Source organism: Gloeomargarita sp. SKYB120 (assembly GCA_025062155.1).
Classification (GTDB): domain Bacteria; phylum Cyanobacteriota; class Cyanobacteriia; order Gloeomargaritales; family Gloeomargaritaceae; genus Gloeomargarita.
In genome coordinates, this window is the sequence record JANXAM010000003.1 from 46,388 (window position 1) to 63,442 (window position 17,055).

At 60.7% G+C, this 17,055-nt stretch carries 17 protein-coding genes and 1 other RNA gene; 9 read left to right on the forward strand and 9 right to left on the reverse strand.

Annotation, left to right across the window (positions count from 1 at the left end; all coding sequences use genetic code 11):
- Window positions 1-11 precede the first annotated feature (11 nt).
- Window positions 12-728, forward strand: coding sequence for a D-alanyl-D-alanine carboxypeptidase family protein (locus NZ705_02015; protein ID MCS7291737.1), 717 nt, complete (start codon window positions 12-14; stop codon window positions 726-728).
- On the opposite strand, the gene NZ705_02020 is transcribed toward NZ705_02015, so the two are convergent.
- Together NZ705_02020 and pgl are read right to left on the reverse strand one after the other, a co-directional pair.
- Complete coding sequence (locus tag NZ705_02020) at window positions 703-1,752, reverse strand: DUF1565 domain-containing protein (protein MCS7291738.1); 1,050 nt, start codon at window positions 1,750-1,752, stop codon at window positions 703-705. The two genes, NZ705_02015 and NZ705_02020, sit on opposite strands and share 26 nt — an antisense overlap.
- Window positions 1,753-1,842: 90 nt before the next feature.
- A complete protein-coding gene (gene pgl / locus NZ705_02025) occupies window positions 1,843-2,580 on the reverse strand; it encodes a 6-phosphogluconolactonase (GenBank protein ID MCS7291739.1) in 738 nt (245 codons plus the stop codon).
- 44 nt (window positions 2,581-2,624) lie between these two features.
- Here pgl and lptB point away from each other — a divergent pair, with 44 nt between their 5' ends.
- The 3 genes from lptB to NZ705_02040 all read left to right on the forward strand — a co-directional run bounded on the left by lptB (window position 2,625) and on the right by NZ705_02040 (window position 4,133).
- Window positions 2,625-3,344, forward strand: a complete 720-nt coding sequence (gene lptB / locus NZ705_02030) for an LPS export ABC transporter ATP-binding protein (GenBank protein ID MCS7291740.1) — start codon at window positions 2,625-2,627, stop codon at window positions 3,342-3,344.
- Window positions 3,345-3,379: 35 nt separating this feature from the next.
- Window positions 3,380-3,712: an FHA domain-containing protein gene (locus NZ705_02035; GenBank protein MCS7291741.1), complete on the forward strand. Its 333-nt coding sequence runs from the start codon at window positions 3,380-3,382 to the stop codon at window positions 3,710-3,712.
- Window positions 3,713-3,779: 67 nt separating this feature from the next.
- Window positions 3,780-4,133 carry an STAS domain-containing protein gene (locus tag NZ705_02040; protein MCS7291742.1) on the forward strand — a complete coding sequence of 118 codons (354 nt, stop codon included), beginning with the start codon at window positions 3,780-3,782 and terminating at the stop codon, window positions 4,131-4,133.
- On the opposite strand, the gene NZ705_02045 is transcribed toward NZ705_02040, so the two are convergent.
- From NZ705_02045 to bchL, 3 genes are read right to left on the reverse strand one after another with little or no spacing between them, the layout of a single operon-like run.
- Window positions 4,130-5,470: a ferredoxin:protochlorophyllide reductase (ATP-dependent) subunit N gene (locus NZ705_02045; GenBank protein ID MCS7291743.1), complete on the reverse strand. Its 1,341-nt coding sequence runs from the start codon at window positions 5,468-5,470 to the stop codon at window positions 4,130-4,132. The two genes, NZ705_02040 and NZ705_02045, sit on opposite strands and share 4 nt — an antisense overlap.
- A gap of 12 nt (window positions 5,471-5,482) precedes the next feature.
- Entirely contained in the window at window positions 5,483-5,836 is a 354-nt protein-coding gene (locus tag NZ705_02050; protein MCS7291744.1) for a DUF5331 domain-containing protein, read from the reverse strand.
- Window positions 5,837-5,869: 33 nt separating this feature from the next.
- A complete protein-coding gene (bchL, locus tag NZ705_02055) occupies window positions 5,870-6,712 on the reverse strand; it encodes a ferredoxin:protochlorophyllide reductase (ATP-dependent) iron-sulfur ATP-binding protein (GenBank protein MCS7291745.1) in 843 nt (280 codons plus the stop codon).
- Window positions 6,713-6,928: 216 nt separating this feature from the next.
- Between bchL and NZ705_02060 the strand changes: the two genes are divergently transcribed.
- Window positions 6,929-9,163, forward strand: coding sequence for a ComEC family competence protein (locus NZ705_02060; GenBank protein MCS7291746.1), 2,235 nt, complete (start codon window positions 6,929-6,931; stop codon window positions 9,161-9,163).
- Here NZ705_02060 and NZ705_02065 read toward each other — a convergent pair.
- Window positions 9,152-10,576: a TM0106 family RecB-like putative nuclease gene (locus tag NZ705_02065; protein MCS7291747.1), complete on the reverse strand. Its 1,425-nt coding sequence runs from the start codon at window positions 10,574-10,576 to the stop codon at window positions 9,152-9,154. The genes NZ705_02060 and NZ705_02065 overlap by 12 nt on opposite strands.
- Before the next feature lie 166 nt (window positions 10,577-10,742).
- Here NZ705_02065 and NZ705_02070 point away from each other — a divergent pair, with 166 nt between their 5' ends.
- The 3 genes from NZ705_02070 to NZ705_02080 all read left to right on the forward strand — a co-directional run bounded on the left by NZ705_02070 (window position 10,743) and on the right by NZ705_02080 (window position 14,196).
- The gene (locus tag NZ705_02070; protein MCS7291748.1) at window positions 10,743-11,471 is read left to right on the forward strand and encodes a Crp/Fnr family transcriptional regulator; all 729 of its coding nucleotides are present in this window, start codon (window positions 10,743-10,745) and stop codon (window positions 11,469-11,471) included.
- Window positions 11,472-11,507: 36 nt separating this feature from the next.
- Complete coding sequence (locus NZ705_02075) at window positions 11,508-12,722, forward strand: lipid-A-disaccharide synthase-related protein (protein ID MCS7291749.1); 1,215 nt, start codon at window positions 11,508-11,510, stop codon at window positions 12,720-12,722.
- Window positions 12,723-12,930: 208 nt separating this feature from the next.
- Window positions 12,931-14,196, forward strand: a complete 1,266-nt coding sequence (locus NZ705_02080) for a serine/threonine protein kinase (protein MCS7291750.1) — start codon at window positions 12,931-12,933, stop codon at window positions 14,194-14,196.
- 1 nt (window position 14,197) lies between these two features.
- Here the strand turns inward: NZ705_02080 and NZ705_02085 are convergent, their stop codons facing one another.
- Both NZ705_02085 and NZ705_02090 read right to left on the reverse strand, forming a co-directional pair.
- The gene (locus tag NZ705_02085; protein MCS7291751.1) at window positions 14,198-14,962 is read right to left on the reverse strand and encodes an ABC transporter permease; all 765 of its coding nucleotides are present in this window, start codon (window positions 14,960-14,962) and stop codon (window positions 14,198-14,200) included.
- A 4-nt stretch (window positions 14,963-14,966) separates the two neighbouring features.
- The gene (locus tag NZ705_02090) at window positions 14,967-15,950 is read right to left on the reverse strand and encodes a 30S ribosomal protein S1 (protein ID MCS7291752.1); all 984 of its coding nucleotides are present in this window, start codon (window positions 15,948-15,950) and stop codon (window positions 14,967-14,969) included.
- A 99-nt stretch (window positions 15,951-16,049) separates the two neighbouring features.
- Here NZ705_02090 and rnpB point away from each other — a divergent pair.
- Window positions 16,050-16,400, forward strand: an RNA gene (rnpB, locus tag NZ705_02095) — RNase P RNA component class A.
- Between the two features lie 5 nt (window positions 16,401-16,405).
- On the opposite strand, the gene NZ705_02100 is transcribed toward rnpB, so the two are convergent.
- On the reverse strand, window positions 16,406-16,828 hold the full coding sequence (locus NZ705_02100) for a hypothetical protein (protein MCS7291753.1): 423 nt from the start codon (window positions 16,826-16,828) through the stop codon (window positions 16,406-16,408).
- Between the last annotated feature and the right edge of the window lie 227 nt (window positions 16,829-17,055).

Below are 17,055 nucleotides of genomic sequence, written 5' to 3' on the forward strand. Positions count from 1 at the left end.
GCTTGTCTATTGTGGACGACATTCCGCAGGCGCGACGCCAAGGACCAGCAACGGTACAAAAAACACCTGCGAGTGGGCCGCGCAGGTGGTGGGTGGTTTTCGTCATCGCGGGTTTGGGCAGTTTTGGGCTGGTGGGTGGGTGGCTGTTTCGCCCGGCGCCGGTTGCCCAGGAATCGCCTCCTGTAGCCAACGCGCCAGCAGATTTGTTGGGTCATTTGCCCTACGCTGAAGCTGACCCCAGAGATTTGCAGGCGGTGACGGCCGATGGACGGGTGAAACTGCACCGTGATGCGGCCCAAGCGTTCTTAGCGATGCAACGGGCGGCGCAAGCGGATGGGGTCCTGCTCGTGCCGCTGTCCGGGTTTCGTTCCTACCAGGAGCAGCAGGCGGTCTTCTACGACGTGAAGGCGGAGCGCGGACAACGGGTGCAGGAACGGGCGAAAGTGAGTGCGCCGCCTGGCTACAGCGAGCACCACACCGGCTATGCCATAGACATTGGCGATGGCCGCCAACCAGCGACCCATCTGCACCCATCCTTTGCCCAGACGGCAGCCTTTGCCTGGCTCCAGCGGCGGGCCGCCCAGTTCCACTTTGAAATGTCCTTCCCAGAGAACAACCCCCAGGGCATCAGCTACGAACCCTGGCACTGGCGGTTTGTGGGTACACCGCGGGCGTTAGAGACCTTCTACCGCGCCCGCAGCTCTACTGCAGCTGCACCTGGCCGTTGACCTTGTTGGTGTCCAGCCGGTTGCCCACGCTGGTCAAGGTGATGTTGCGGGTGGCGTTGTGCAGGTCGTGGTTGCCGTTGCCCTGAAAGATGTTGTTGCCGGGGCTAGCGCTGTTGCCCAGATCCGGTTGCGCGCCGGCGATCACCACGACCCCGCTGCGCTGGTTGAACGCAATCCGATTGCCCCGCAGGACAGGCCGCGCCACATCGCTGATGACTAGGCCGTCCACATTGTGCTCGATGCGGTTGTCCGCGACCAAGGGCGACGAAACCCCGCCGATGGCCAGGCCAAACCCCGTTTGGATAAACCAATTGCGCCGGACTTCTCCTTTGGACGCGCGGGTAAAGGACACGCCGTTGCCGCCGTTGCGAATAAACAGGTTGTCCTCAATCCGGGGTGCGCCCTCACCCGTCACGAACACCCCCTCGCGGTGGTTGGCGACAAACGTGCAGTTGCGGATCAGGGGGTTGGTGGATTCGACCCAGATGGCGGTGCCTCGAGTGTTGCGGTTGGTGACGGTCACCCCCAAGATCGCGCTGTTGTCCGCAGCCAGAATCGTAGCATTTTGCCGGGCAAACAGGCGGCTGACGAAGCGACCGCCCCCTTCAATCAGGACTCCCTGGCCCCGCTTGGCTTCATCGCCCCGCAGGATCACACCTGGCTTGAGCACCAGGGGAAACTGCTCACCTGATTCCGCACTGTACTTGCCGGGTGCGAGCTGAATCAACGTACCGGCCTCCGCCGCTTGCAGGGCGCGGGTGATGGTCCGAAAGGCCGTCTGGGGCGTCTGGCCGTTGTGGCTGTCCTGGCCGCTGGTGGGATGGACGTACAGCACCCGTTGCGCCTGAACCGCCGTGGGCGAAGCTGCTGGCATGTCCTCCGGTCGAGGCGGGGGAACCACAGGACGGGCGGGGATGGTGGGTGCGGTCAACCGTAGCTGACGCGGGATGGGATTGGCCAAGGCCGCATCCGTCATCCCCAGGGCAATAACTAAAGACCAGCCGGCGAAGGCACAAAAACGCATGGCACAACTCCTCACAACGCGCAACGGTAGAAAACCAAGTTACAGCCGGAGCGAAGCCTTGCTTGTCATTCTAGCGGGGCGCTTGCTCCTTCAGACGGAAGGACGCACTTCAGGTTCCCCTGGCCTCAACACCGTTGCCTCCACCAACCACCACAATTCGCCGTTGACAGGCCGGATCAAAGCAGCCGGATAGGCGTTTCCATCGGCATCTGGGCGTGTGACCTGAGCGTAGGCAGCGGCTTTGTTCACCCCAGCGACCAAAAACAGGACACATCGCCCGTAGTTTAGCGTGGGTACCGTCAGGGTAATCCGAGGTTGGTCGCCCCGGTAGCCCACCGTGACCGCCCGGTCGCACACCTGGAGCGCCGCCGTGTGGGGAAACAAGGAGGCCGTGTGCCCGTCTTCGCCCATGCCCAGCAGAATGACATCAAAAACGGGAAATTCGCCGGGTTGGAGTCCCCAGAACGCTTGAAGTTCCCGCTCGTAGGCCTCGGCGGCGGCGGCGGGCGTCAAGGGCACTGTCGGGATGGGGTGGATGTTGGCGGCAGGCATCGGGACATGGTCGAGCCAAGTCTCCCGCGCTAAGCGGTAGTTGCTGTCTGGGTGGTCGGGAGGCACAAACCGCTCGTCACCCCAAAACACATGAATTTGCGACCAGGGCCAGTTCTGTTGCGCAAGGCGCTGGTAGAGCCGTCGTGGTGTACTCCCCCCCGCCAGCGCCAACGTCGCGCGGCCTCGTTCTGCCAGAGCGCTGTGGATCCGTTGTTCCAACAGCCGGAGGGCCTGCTCGCTCAGGGCCTCCAAGTCGGCGCAAACGATGCGGTTCATCGGCAAGGCACAATGGAGCAGAAAACCCTTGCGGGCATTCGTTCATGCAGATCATACTCGAAAACATCCATAAAGCCTATGGCCGCCGCCCCGTCGTGCGCGATGTGAGTTTGACCATCGGGCAGGGGGAAGTCGTGGGTTTACTGGGACCCAACGGCGCGGGTAAAACGACTATCTTCTACATCGCTGTGGGGATTGAGCGCCCGGACCTAGGGGTGGTGCGCCTAGACCACCGGGACATTACGCCCTGGCCGTTACATCGCCGCGCCCGCTTGGGCATCAGTTATCTAGCCCAAGAGCCGAGCATCTTCCGCGACCTTTCCATCCAGGAGAATCTCCTGCTGGTGCTGCAAGAGACGGGCGTGCCGGAGCCGGAGCGTCGCTGGTATGTCCGTAAACTGCTTCGGGAATTGCGCCTAGAGGCGGTGGCCCACACCCTGGGCGGTCAGGTCTCCGGAGGCGAACGACGGCGAGCCGAAATCGCCCGCGCCTTGGCGACGCGGCCCCACTTCCTGTTGTTGGATGAACCTTTTGCTGGGGTAGACCCGATAGCCGTGCAGGAGTTGCAGACCATCCTCCGGCAATTGCGGCAGCAACAATTGGGCGTGTTGATCACGGACCACAACGTGCGGGATACGTTGGCCATTACGGACCGGGCCTACATTCTCTACGATGGGGTTGTCCTAGCGGCGGGCACCGCTGGGGAACTGGCGCAAAATCCCCAGGTGCGAGAGCATTTTTTGGGCGCCCACTACCCCGTGTAAGCCCCCTCTGAGGCGTTAAAATAGGGGTCAACACTGTGGTGACCTCGAGGGAGCAGACCGTGATTACGCTGAGCCTGATGAACCCAACCCAGGGAACTTCCATTCGGGATTGGTGTTTCAAAGATGAAACGGTGATCCGGATTGGCCGGGCGCCGGATAACGAGGTGGTGTTGCTCAGCTCGGTGGTCTCCCGCCACCATGCGGAGCTGCGCCGGGAAAACGGCCAGTGGGAACTGTTGAGTCTAGGAGCCAACGGCACGTTTGTTGATGGCGAACCGGTCACAGACAAAACCAAGCTAGTGGACGGGGCGACCATTCGCCTGGCGGTCTCGGGGCCGGTGATCCAGGTGCGGATTGACGAGTCCTAAAGCGGCCATACTAAGATAGACGATTACAGTCATTTCAAGGAGTGGGACCATTTCTGAGCATCTGTCGTTGACGGTCAGCCTGCGGGGCACGCGCGAAATCCAGCCGACCCACCAGATTTTTCGCCTGAGCGGGATGCTGGATGCCTTCTCCGAGCAGCACATCCGCAAGGTTTTGCAACAGGCGATAGAGACAGGCCCCAAGCAGGTCGTCATAGACCTGAGCAAGATTGAATTTATTGACAGTTCCGGGTTGGGGGTGTTAGTTCAAACCGCCAAGCAACTCCAGGCCGTCGGTGGCAACTTGTATATCGTGACCAACCCGCGCGTCACCCAGGCGGTGAAGCTGGTGCGCCTGGATCAGTTCCTATCGCTCCATCCGTCGCTGGAGGCGGCACTGGCAGCGCTGCAGGGGAAAAGTTAAACCAGCCGTTGCCATCCCAGTTGGCTTAGGGCCTGGTTCCGCCGTAGGGGCCGGGTGACTAGTTCTAAAATCTCCCGCGCGCCTGCGAAGCCGTGAATCTGGGCAAAGGTAAATTCTACTGACCATTTGGTGGTAATGCCCCGCGCCTCCAGGGGGTTGGCGTGGGCCATGCCGGTGATTACCAGATCCGGTTGGAGTTCGTAGATGCGTTGGATTTGGCGGTAGTTATCCGGCTTTTCTACAATCCGGGGCATGGGGACGCCCATTTCTCGGCAGGTGCGCTCCAACAGAGCCAGTTCCGCAGCTTGGTAGCGTTTATCCAGGTAGGGAATGCCCACCTCCAACACCCGCATCCCGCAGCGCACCAAAAACCGCGCGAGTGCAATTTCCAGCAAGTTATCCCCCATGAAAAAGACCGATTTGCCCTGCAGGAGTTCTAAGTAGGGCGCCAGGCGTTGCCAGGTTTGGGCTTCCCGCTGCGCCAACGCCACCGTCGGTTTGCCAAGGGCCTGGGCAATCGCCTCCACCCACGCCCGCGTGCCGTCGGGACCAATGGGAAAGGGCGCTGAGATGAACCGACACTGGCGCCGGCGAACCAGGGTAGCCGCCGTGCGAGAGAGAAACGGGTTCACCCCGCAGACGAAGGCACCTGGCGGGATAGCCGGTAGCTCCCCAAAGCGCTTGGCCGGCAACCACCCAGCAACCTGAATCCCCTGCTGCTCTAGCTCCAAGGTCAATTGGGTCGCCACCGGGTCCGGCAGGGAACCAAACAGGATGAGGGGCGGATGGTCCGCCGCCGCTTGGGGACGAGGGACGAGCCTTAGCCACCGGGATTCCGCAGGTGCCGACGGGGGCGTCTCAGGACAGCGCTGGGCCATCGCCGCCAGTACGGTGTCTTCCCCTTGGGTAAAGGCGTAGTCCAACCCGTTGGCGCGGGCCACCACAATCGGGATGCCAATTTCTGCCTCCAGTTGCGGCGCCAACCCCTCCAAATCCATCTTGATAATTTCAGTAGTGCAGGTGCCGATCCAAACGATCACGCTGGGGTTGCGGTCGCGTTTGATCTGCAGGCACAGCCGTTTCAGTTCGGCATAGTCGTTCAGTTGCGCCGAGATGTCGCCTTCTTCCAACTCCGCCATGGCGTAGCGCGGCTCGGCAAACACCATGACCCCCAGGGCATTTTGCAGGAAATAGCCGCAGGTTTTTGTGCCGATCACCAGGAAAAAACTATCTTCGATCTTCGGGTACAGCCAGGCCACGCAACTGATAGGACAAAAGGTGTGGTACTGGCCGGTCTCACAGTCGAATGAGAGGGTGTTTACCGAAGAAGTAGTCATCGCTCGTGCTCCTTAAAACGGTGTGACATTGACCTGCTCCGATTCAGCCATAGGAGTTGCCGATTCGGGCAATTGGGCCACGGGTTTGGCCAATTCCTTGAAGGGGTCAAAGTTCAAATCCAGGGCCTCAATAATGGCGTCGGGATTGCCTTGACTCAGCTTAAAAAAGGTGGGCAAGATTTCCAGCAATTGCGGCGCGGCCATGGTGATCACACCCAGAATCAAACCCGCATCGGGCCGGCGGCCATTATCCGGCGTTTTGAACCCCCGCTGTTTGAGATACATCTCGAGCCAGGGTCGGTGATTGCGCGCATATTCCAACCAGGCGTTGCGTAGGGCTAGTTTCAACTCGTCAAACGTCGCCATTACCGTGCTCCTCGGGGCCAGGACGGCTCCAGTTTAGACCATTGCCAGTTCGCGTTGAGCGGGGGGATTCAGGTAGAAATCGGACAGCAGACTGAACAACTCGCGGTCCGGCGCCTCCTGGGGAACCACACCTTCGGGACGGGCCAATAGTTGGTCGGCGATGTGGAGGTAGTAGTCGCAAAGGGGCGCCAGGGAAGGGTCGCTTTCCGCCATTTCGAAAACTGTTTTTCCCTTCACCCGCGAGATGCGAATGTCGTCCACAACCGGCAACACTTCCAACACCGGCATCGGCACGACCGAGGTGTATTTATCAATCAGATCACGCTTGTTGGTGCGATTGCCAATCAACCCAGCCAGGCGCAGCGGATGGGTTCGCGCCTTTTCCCGCACGGAGGCGACAATGCGATTGGCGGCAAACAGCGCATCAAACCCATTGTCTGTCACGATCAGACAATAATCGGCGTAATTCAACGGCGCGGCAAACCCGCCGCACACCACATCGCCTAACACATCGAACAGGATCACATCGTAGGCGTCAAAGGCGTTCAACTCCTTGAGCAATTTCACGGTTTCCCCCACCACGTAACCGCCGCAACCGGCACCGGCGGGAGGTCCGCCCGCTTCGACACAATGCACCCCCCCATAGCCGGAATAAATCACATCCTCCGGCCAGATTTCCTCGTAGTGGTAGTCCCGTTCCTTGAGGGTGTCAATGATGGTGGGGATTAAAAAACCGGTGAGGGTAAAGGTGCTGTCGTGTTTGGGGTCGCAACCAATTTGCAGTACCTTCTTGCCCCGCCGAGCCAGGGCCGCCGAGAGATTGCAACTGGTGGTGGATTTGCCAATGCCACCTTTGCCGTAAACCGCAATTTTCATGCTGATGGCCTGGGATAACATCTGGACTGGATTCCATTATCCCCTGTGGGTTTGGCCCGTCTCCATTTCTCAACGCTTCTCCACCAACGCTCACGAAAGTCCATTTCTTTTCAAACAACTTCAAGATGACGAGCCCCTGTGTAATCGGCGCTACCAAGGGACGAGGCCGGGACGCCAGGGCTGGCTACAATCAGGGCAGGGTAGCAGTATGCGGTCATGGGCGCGTTGTTCACGCCGGAAAGGCTGCTGGTCTGGGCCGGTGCCTGGGTCTTGGGATTGCTGGTGGCGCAGGTGCCCTACGGGATGTACGTCCTGCCAGTGGCGGGTTTGGTTCTGGCCCTTGTGGCGTTGCGGATGCCCAAGTGGCGACGGCAGGGACTGGTGGCCTGGGTCTGGGTCGTTGCCGGCGTGGTTGGTTTACTGGCGGGGCTTTACCTGCAGTGGCGGACGCCGCAACCGGGACCGAACGACATCAGCACCAAAGCGCCCCAGTTTGACGTGGTGGTGACGGGCAGGGCGCTGAACCTCCCCCGCTTGAACGCCAGCGGCAAGCGGCGGTTTTTCCTGGCGGTGGAGCAAATCGAAGTGGGAGAAGCCCCCTACATCCGCACGGAACGGGTGACGGGCAATCTCTATGTCACGGTGGCTCCTGACCAGGCGGAGGGCGTGACGCCGGGACGCAAGGTGTCGGTCAAGGGCGACCTCTATCTACCCGTGACAGCGGCGTTTCGCGGCGGCTTTGATTTCAAAAACTACCTGGCCCAGCACAACACCTTTGCCGGGATGCGGGGGGAAACCGTCACTGTTGACCCCGCAAGCGGCCAGAGATGGGGCTTTTGGTGGATACGACAACGAATAGCAGATGTCCACCGGCAAGCGCTGGGAGATGAGCAGGGACCACTGGTGAGCGCAATGGTAGTCGGGGCGCGGGTGGTGGACTTGGATACGAACTTGCGGGCGGCCTTTACGCGGGCGGGTCTGGCTCACACCATTGCCGCTTCGGGATTCCACGTCTCGCTACTGCTAGGGACAGTGCTGGCGTTGACTCATCGCCTAGGGTTGCGAGCGCAACTGGTGGCGGGGTTGCTGGCCCTGGCGGGATTTGCCCTGCTGGCTGGGTTTGAAGCGGGCGTGGCGCGGGCGTCCGTGATGGGCGCGGTGGGCTTGTGGGGCCTGGTGCAAACGGGCCAGGGAGATGTGACGGGTAAACGCCAACCCTTGCCGTTACTCCTGCTGGTGGCTGCCTCCCTATTGCTGTACAACCCCAACTGGATTGGCAACCTGGGGTTTCAGTTCAGTTTCTTGGCGACCTTAGGGCTGATGCTCTGGGCCACACCCATCGCCCAGCGATTGACGCTCTTGCCCCCGGCCCTAGCGGAGTGGATTGCCGTGCCGACGGCGGCTTACCTCTGGACGTTGCCCCTGCAGTTGTACACCTTTGGCCTGATTAACACCTACACCATCCCGTTAAATGCGGTGGCGGCTCCCTTGGTAATGGTGTTGACCTTGGGGGGAATGGTGACGGCGGTCATCGGCCTGGTGCAGTTCCAGCTAGGGGTTTGGGCGGCGTCCCTGTTGCGTTATCCCCTGAGCCTGCTGCTGGCCATCGTGAACTGGACGAATCAATTGCCTGGGAATTCCCTTGCGGCTGGCAAGATTACGGCTGGGCAGTTGGTGCTGCTTTATGGCCTGCTGGGGCTGTTGTGCTGGGGATGGCTGTGGCAACGCCGGCGCTGGCTGTGGGTAGTGCTCTTTGGCATCGCGTCGGTCCTGGTCCCGCTGCTGGTGGGTCATGCCACCCGCCTAGAATTCACGGCGTTGGACACGGGGCGCATTCCGGTGATGGTGGTGCAGGCGCGGGGCCGGGTAGCCGTCATCAACGCGGGCAATGAACGCACGGTGCGGTTTACCCTGTTGCCGTTTTTGCAGTTGCAAGGGGTGAATGCGATTGATGTGGGCGTGGCCTGGCCAGGAGTGCCCAACCAGGGTTGGACAGACCTGCAGCGAGTGATGCCAGTGCGGGCGCTGTACGGCGAGGGGGTTCAAGGGTTCTCTCCACGTCCCTTGGCCCAGTTATCCGAAGTGAGTCTGGGGCTGGTCCGCTTTGAGGTGACCAACACCCAACCGCCCCTGTTGCGCATGACCGCCAGGAACGAGTCGCTGGTGTGGTTGCCCGACAGTACCTTTGCGCAGCAGGACGTCCTCGTGCGCCAGGGGGTGCCGCCGGCCCAGGTGCTCTGGTGGAGCGGGGGAACCCTAGGGAACAACCTGCTGCGTGCCCTGCAACCTTACGGCGCGATTGCCTCCAACTTCCGGGTGCGCCGAGGGGAGATGGGCCGTTTAGAGCGACTCAAGATTCGCACCTTTGTCACGGGCCAGGCGGGAGCGGTGCAGTGGCAACCGGGGCGAGGCTTTAGCGGCGGGCGCCAGGAACAGGGCTCAGCCGGTTGAGGGCACAAGGGTTTGTTTCTGCATAAATTCCACCAGCCAGCGGTACAGGTGGTAGGTGGCCAGGCAATCGTCGTAATTGTAGCGTTGGAGCGCCTGCAAATAGCTGCGGTCGCCGGTTTGGAGCCACAGGTTGTACCACTGGGTGCATTGGACGCCGTCGGCGCGGGGATGGTGCCACTGAAACCCTAACCAGCGAGCAATCGCCTTCAAGGTGTAATTCTCCACCGGTAAGACCACTGAACGCACCAAGCGGGCGTGCAAATCCACGCAGCGCTGGCGAATGGCCTGCACCCGCTCCGGGGGCGTGCGATAGCGCTGGCCCAACCGCTGGATAGTCTGAGGTTCAAACGGGCAGAAGTGATAGATGGGGGCTTGGGGATAACGCTCCAGCACCTGCAAGAGCTCCTGCCAGATGCGCCCTTCGTCCTGCACCCGTTCTGCCACCAGGGAATAGAACTCTTGTCGCTGGGGAGTGATCAGGAGCACCCCGTGCAAGTACACACAGTCCAGGAAGGGGTCGGCCTCGATGTCAAAAAAGTAGCCGATGGCGGCCCGAGGCAAGCGGGTAATCGGCGCAATCGCCAGGGCCTGCTGCTGGGCAATCGCCTGGGCTTGGCGAACGAGCTTGTTGCTGCTGTTGAGACCCAAACTGGTGCGCCGGTGCAACTCCAACGGGTTCACCTGGGCCAACTGCTCAATGCGGGTCAACCCCAAGCTTTGCAGCTCCTGGTAACGCCGGTGGGTGACGCCGGGCACCAGACTGAGGTGGTGGGTTCGCTTGGCGACCGTACTGCAATCGTCCAGCCAGGGACACTGGTGACAACGGCTGCGGCTGATGAACACTTCCGGCGCTTCGGTTTGCTTTAGGGTTTCCAGGCAAGCCGCCAGCATCTGATGCATCGAAGGCAGCGCCTGCGCCAAATTCACCCGCAAAAACCGGGGACCTGGGAGTGCCAGTTCACCCCACAACGGCCACACCCCCTGGATCTGGGCAAGCAACCAACTGTGGAACGCCGCGACCGCCTGGTACTCCGGTTTCAAGCGCTGACCAAGACGAATCTCCAAAGGCCGGTAGTGCCAATCCCCCCAGCGGGATGCCCCCGGTTCGCGAATCAGCAGGTCCGGGCGTCCGACCAGCACAGCGGCGGGCGTTTCCACTCGCAAAACCCCCTGATGAATGGCGGGCACCCCCTGTTGCATGAGCGCCACCGTCGCCTGAAACCCCTTTTCCCAATCCGGCGGCTGGTAGGCCGGTCGCACACCAGGCCAGCGCTGGTAAATTTCTTCCCGGTGACGCGAGCGCTCCAGTTGATGCACCACCCCCTGGCGATGGTCCAGGAAACTGCGGCGGGCGCAGCGATGGTAATAGAACAAATGCTCGGTCACCACCACCGGGCGCGGGTGAGGAGCCATCCTCAACCCCCTTGACGGCAGTGACGATCCACGGTTTGCTTGAATAGTAGAGAAACCATGAGTAAACTCCCCACCCGCTGCGGTTTGTGTAGATGCTTTCTGTACAGACTGTAGCATACGGCCAAGTGACATCACGGCGATGACCTACCAGGAGGGCCGGTGACCGGTGGACAAAGCAACGCCTGACATCCTCACTGCCCTGCGCCGTTCGCCTCTGTTTGAGGGTTGGGAACCGGCAGCCCTGGAGCGCCTGAGTCAACGGATGTCCCTAGCCCATCACGAGGCCGACAAACTCCTGATTATGGAAGCGGAAGGGGGCGGGACGGTTTATTTCATCATTGAGGGATGGGTCAAAATTCGCACCCACAATCGCGACGGGCGGGAAATTACGTTGAACATCTTGGGGCCGGGGGAGATTTTTGGCGAAATGGCGGCTCTTGCTGCCTCGACCCGCTCCTGTGATGTGCTGAGCGTGACACCGGTGCTGGTGGGGAGCCTGTCGAGTCGGGACTTTATGCACGTGGTCCAAACGGAGCCGCTGATGGGGTTGCGGTTGTCCCAGTTGATGGCGCGGCGGCTGCGGCAGTTGAACCGGCGGTTGCGGGTGCGGGAGTCCGATAGCGTGGCGCGGGTGGCGGATGTGCTGCTGTTTCTCGCGGAAGGTCAAGGACGCACCAGCGCTCAGGGGATTGAAATTCCCAATTTGCCTCACCGGGAGCTGGGCAGCTTGAGCGGCCTGACGCGAGAGACGGTCACGCGGGTGCTGCGCAAGTTGGAACAGGAGGGCGTCATCGAGCGCATCAGCGGCAAACAGGCCCAACGCGCTGACGAGACCACCGGGCGCGGGTTGATTCGCGTGCCCAACCTGGCGGTTCTGGAGTCCCTGCTGAATTAAGCGGTAAGATGCAGTCCAGACATCGCGCGGCTGACCATGCGGTTGTTGTGCTTGAGTAACGGGCATGGGGAAGACCGGATTGCTGGCACCATCTTGACCGCCCTGCAGCAGGAACAGCCCGACGTCGTATTGCGGGCGTTGCCGTTGGTGGGTCGGGGGGAGACCTACCGGCGGTTGGGAATTCCCCTGATTGGGCCAGCGCGGGACTTGCCCTCGGGAGGCTTCCTACCCAAGGGGTGGTGGCAGGACCTGCGCGCAGGGTTGGGAGGGTTGGTCTGGCAACAATGGCGGGCGGTGCGGCAATGGGCGCGGGCGTCGCCCCAGGGATGGGTGCTGGCGGTGGGGGATATTTGGCCCCTGGGGTTGGCCTGGCAAAGCGGTCGCCCGTTTGTGTTCGTGGCAACGGCCAAGTCAGAGTACCACCTGCGGGACGAGCAGGGTCCCTTGCCCAAAACCCACTGGTTGGAAGGCTGGGCCGGCTCGGTGTTTTATCCCTGGGAGCGCTGGCTCATCCGCCGCTCGCGGGTCACCTTTCCACGGGATGAATTAACCACCACCTGGCTGAAACGCTGGCAATTGCCGGTGCTGTGGGTGGGCAACCCCATGATGGATGGTCTCGAACCGACGGGACAGCTATCGCTACCGCCGGCGTTTGCTGATGCCCTAGTGATTGTGCTACTCCCTGGTTCCCGCGTCCCTGAAGCCTACCGCAACTGGGAATTGATCCTGCAGGCCTTGCCGGGAGTTGTGGAGCACCTGACAGCGCCCCAGATTTTGTTCCTGGCGGCGATTGCCCCTACGGTGGACCCACGCGAGATCGAGAGGGCGTTACGTCGGCACCGCTGGCCGGTCTATCCAGGGGTGGGATTCGGTTATGGTCAGGTGGGATTGATGGTCACCCAGGGTTGCTTCAACGACTGCATACACCTGGCCCATGCGGGGATTGCCCTGGCGGGAACCGCCACCGAACAGTTGGTGGGCTTGGGCAAGCCGGTGGTGAGTTTTCCAGGACCAGGCCCCCAGTACACGCGCCATTTCGCCCGTTACCAGCAGCGCCTGCTCGGCCCTTCGTTGCGCTTGGTGGATCAACCGGAGGCCGTTGGCCCTGTGTTGCAAGAAATGCTCAGCGACCCCGATACCCTGCACCTGATTGCCCGCAACGGTCGCCAACGGATGGGCACGCCGGGCGCCAGTCTTGCGATTGCGCGCTGGCTGGCTCAGCACCTGCGCAAAGCTTCGCTAGACCTGTGACCAGGAGGCGCAGGTTCCATCTCGTTCACCCGTCCTTCTGACTACAATACAGGTAACCTGGTCGTGGCCAGGCACTACGTGAGCATTTATTCATGGGTTCATGGATTTTTACTGCACTCGCCCTGGCTGTCCTGGCCCTCTGAACCGCCTGGAAATAGACGAAGAGCAACTGCGAAGTATTCCCCAGCTTTACTGTCAAAGCTGCCAGATGCCCTTGATTTTAGCGGGGGCTTATATTCCCATTCGTCCGCTGGGGAAAGGGGGGTTTGGAGCGACCTACCTGGCGATTAATCGCTACTTGCCCACGATGGAATACTGCGTGGTCAAGCACTTTCGCCCCGAGGGCATGGACGCAGAAGAAGTGGCGATGGCCAAGCGGTTATTTGACCGGGAAGCGCGGGTGTTGCAGCAAGTGGGCAACGAGCATGACTGTATCCCCGACCTGTACGCCTATTTCCCCTTGGCGGTGCCCAAAATGGGCAATTCCCAACGGATGCAAGAACACTTTTATCTAGTGCAGGAATATATCGACGGCGAGGATTTAGAGCAGGAGCTGCGCCGTTTGGGACCCTACGATGAGCAAAAAATTATTGAGCTATTAAAAGCGCTGTTGCCAATTCTGGATTTTGTCCACGGGCGCAACATCATCCACCGTGACATCAAACCCGCCAACATCATGCGGCACCGGCACACGGGCAAAATTTATCTGCTGGATTTCGGGGCGGTACGGGATGTGTTTGCCGGCTCCAAGTGGACCACGATTGGCACGGTGGGCTACGCCGCCCCAGAGCAGTACCACGGGGGGGAAGTGTATCCCTCCACTGATTTGTACGGTCTTGGTGTCACGTGCCTGCGGCTGTTGACCGGACTGCCGCCGGAGGAGCTGTACGACGCCTACCGGGGGACATGGCAATGGCGGGATAAGGTGCGGGTGAGTCCAGAACTGGCGCAAATTCTCGACCGGATGGTGCGGCCGGTGGTGCAGGAGCGGTTTCCCAGCGCCCAGGCGGTGCTTGAACGGCTCAACCAGATGCCCCGCAAGGTGCAGTTGCCCCCTCATTCCAAGCCCTTGCGGCCCACGACGCCCCAGTCAACAGCGATTCCTCAACCATCTGGGCGGCCCGCAGCCCAGGCTTTACCACGGGTAACCCCACCCACTTGGGTAGAGCTGGGACAGGCGTTTTGGCTGGGTGCGGAAATTGGTCTCGGTGTGATGGCGGCGGGTGTGCATGGGGGCATCGCGCCAGGTCTCAGTCTCCTGCTGGGATTGCTCCTGTGGGGATGGGTTTGGTTTTGGGGCCGGAGTTGGTTGCCGGTATGGGGCTTGGCGGGCCTGTGGGTTGTGACCCTACTGGTGTTTGCCGTTTTCCAGCGGCAGGCTCTCCTCCGCCTAGCAATCGGGTCGCTGTTGTTGGGCCTGATCCTGACCGGCATGGTGGCCCTGCTGCAGTGGCTGTGGCGAAGTCTGCGTTAGGTCAATCCTGTTGGTGCGAAAACTGATAGGCGCCGATCCCCGCCAAAATGCTCCCAATCCCCAACAAGACCAGCGGCGCGTACCATGGGAAGGGCGCTCCTAGTGCGCTGGCCCGCAACCCAATACTGGCATAGGTCAGGGGAATGCAGTAAACGATGACCTTCAGGAAAGGCGGCACTGTTGCCGGGTCAAAAAACGTCCCCCCCAGGAACGACATGGGCACAATGAGAAAGTTGTTGTACAGACCCACCGTCTCCAGAGACGACACGCTCAGACCCACAATCACCCCCAGACCGGCAAACACGAGACTATTCAGCAACACCATCCCCAAAAACAAGGGGTGTAAAAAGCCTTGCCACCGGCCCGTAAAGAGAATGCTGATAAGGATAATGGCCGACGCCGTCAGCAACCCCCGCACGACACCCGCCATCACCTTGCCCAGATACACCCCCAGCGGATGCACAGGCGCCAACAGCAGTTCTTCAAAGGTTTTATTAAACAGGCGGTCGCCGCAGATCGAAAAGGTCGTCCCGGCAAAACTGATGATCATCGAAGACAGGGCCACCATCCCCGGCAATATGAATTCCAGGTAGGACGACCCCATAGGCGGCGAAGTCAGGGAACTGCCCACCCCAAAACCAAAGGCCAGGATATAAATCAACGGCGAAACCAGTCCCGAAGCAAAGACTTGGGGGAGCCGCACCCGCAGGTCCAGCCACTCCCCCCAAAACACCGTCAGGCTATCTTGCCAGATGTGGGCTAGCATTCCCCTAGACCGCTGCCGGCTCCAGGTCCTCCTCCCCTGTGGCTGCTGGGATGGCTTCCGCCGTCGCTCCTTCACTCGACTCCGGTAATCCCGCCAGCTTCGCCGCTTGCTTTTCTCGCCAGCGTTGCGCCATTTCCTCAGCCCGTTCAAACACCAGCGCCCGGTTGCGCACCATATCTCCCGGCTCCGGCTCCAACTGCTTGGTCGAGAGGGAAATCCGGCCCCGGTCCGCATCCAGGTCAATGATCATCACCTTCAGCTCGTCCCCTACCGAGAACACGTTGTGGGGCGTCTCGATGTGCTCATGGGAGATTTCAGAGATATGCAGTAGGCCGCTGACTCCGCCAATGTCAATGAACGCGCCGTAGGGCTTGATACCACGCACCGTCCCGGTCACCACTTCCCCAATTTCCAGCTTGTTCATTTGCCGTTCCACCAGAGCGCGCCGGTGGCTCAAGACCAGACGGTTGCGCTCCTCATCCACCTCCAAAAATTTCAGCGGCAACTCTTGGCCCATCAGGTCTTCCTTGGCGTGCCGCGTGCTGATGTGGGAACCGGGAATGAAACCCCGTAGCCCCTCGATCCGCACCAGAGCGCCCCCGCGGTTGATGGCAAACACCGTGGCCCGCACCGTCACATCCTCCCGCTGCAACTGGCGCACCCGCTCCCACGAGCGCATGTATTCAATCCGTCGGATTGAGAGCGTCAATTGCCCCTCCTCGTTCTCATCCGAGAGAATAAAAAACTCTCGCGTCTCGTTGGGTCGCAATACTTCTTCCGGGCTATCGACCCGGTTAATGGACATCTCTTGTAGGGGCAGAAACGCCGCCGTCTTCGCGCCAATGTCAATCAGCGCCCCCTTTGGCTCCAGGGCAAACACTGTGCCTTGAACCACGTCCCCTGGACTGAACCGATAGTCGTAGCGGTCTAACAGCGCAGCAAATTCCTCGTGGGTAAACCCCACCTTCGTTTTCTTCTTGTTCCCCAAGCGAACGTAACCTCCTAACCCGCAAACCCGATACGGACAGATACTGATTATAGCCCAGCCCCCAGGGGCTTGCCAAACAGCGAGTTAAAATAGAGCTAGGGGAGTAGGTGTGGCGATTGCGGATGCTACGGCATCTGAGGAAAGTCCGGGCTCTCGAAAGACCAAACCGCTGGGTAACGCCCAGTACGCGCGAGCGTGAGGAAAGTGCCACAGAAACATACCGCCGATGGAGGGTAACCTCACAGGCAAGGGTGCAAAGGTGCGGTAAGAGCGCACCAGCAGTACCGCGAGGTGCTGGCTCGGTAAACCCCGGTTGAGAGCAAGGTGGAGGGACAAGGGTTGGTCTTTTTCCCGTCCCGCTTGTAAGAACCGCTTGAGGTGGCGGGTAACCGTCATCCCAGATAGATAATCGCCCACGAACAGAACCCGGCTTACGGCCTGCTCCCCAAAGCTTTTCAACGTCGCACCTTGGCGCTAAACCCTAGGGCCTTAAACTGGGTCAACCGCAGGGGGGGTGGTTGCGCCGCTGGCACCATGATGGGCAGATGAAACTCGCTGATGCCAGGCGGGATTTCCTCAATCGTGCCCAGACGCCCGCGCTTGGGGATGGCGGGTTCCCCGTTGGCGTCGTACACCCGTCCAAACACATCGGCGTCGTACACGGTGCGATTGGTAGGATTTTCCGCCTGGCCGCTGATCCAGTAGCAACGGGCCGGCAATGTGTTACCCCCGCTCGTCACAGCCCCCTCCGCCAGTTCTGGGGGGCAATCTCCCACGCTGAGATTGAACAAGCGCACTTCCGTCAGGGCCTGAGTGGCGGTTATGGGTCCCCACCACAGTCCCAGCACCATTACCACCACCATCAACCAGCGCAACATCCCATCTCCCCCCTTTTTCGCTAGACTACCAGAACCGCGCTCCTTTAAACCAATATCTCCCTGCATCAAACTCTGCAAAGACTTATCACAAATGCGTAATAAATTCCCTGCGCTGGACGGAGATTTTCTATAGTGATAGTAGGCACCTAAAAGGCAGCAAAAAATGGGATCGAGACGTAGGTGCCCCGGTCGAGATCCTACCCAATTCCCGGCAGGGAGGGGATGAA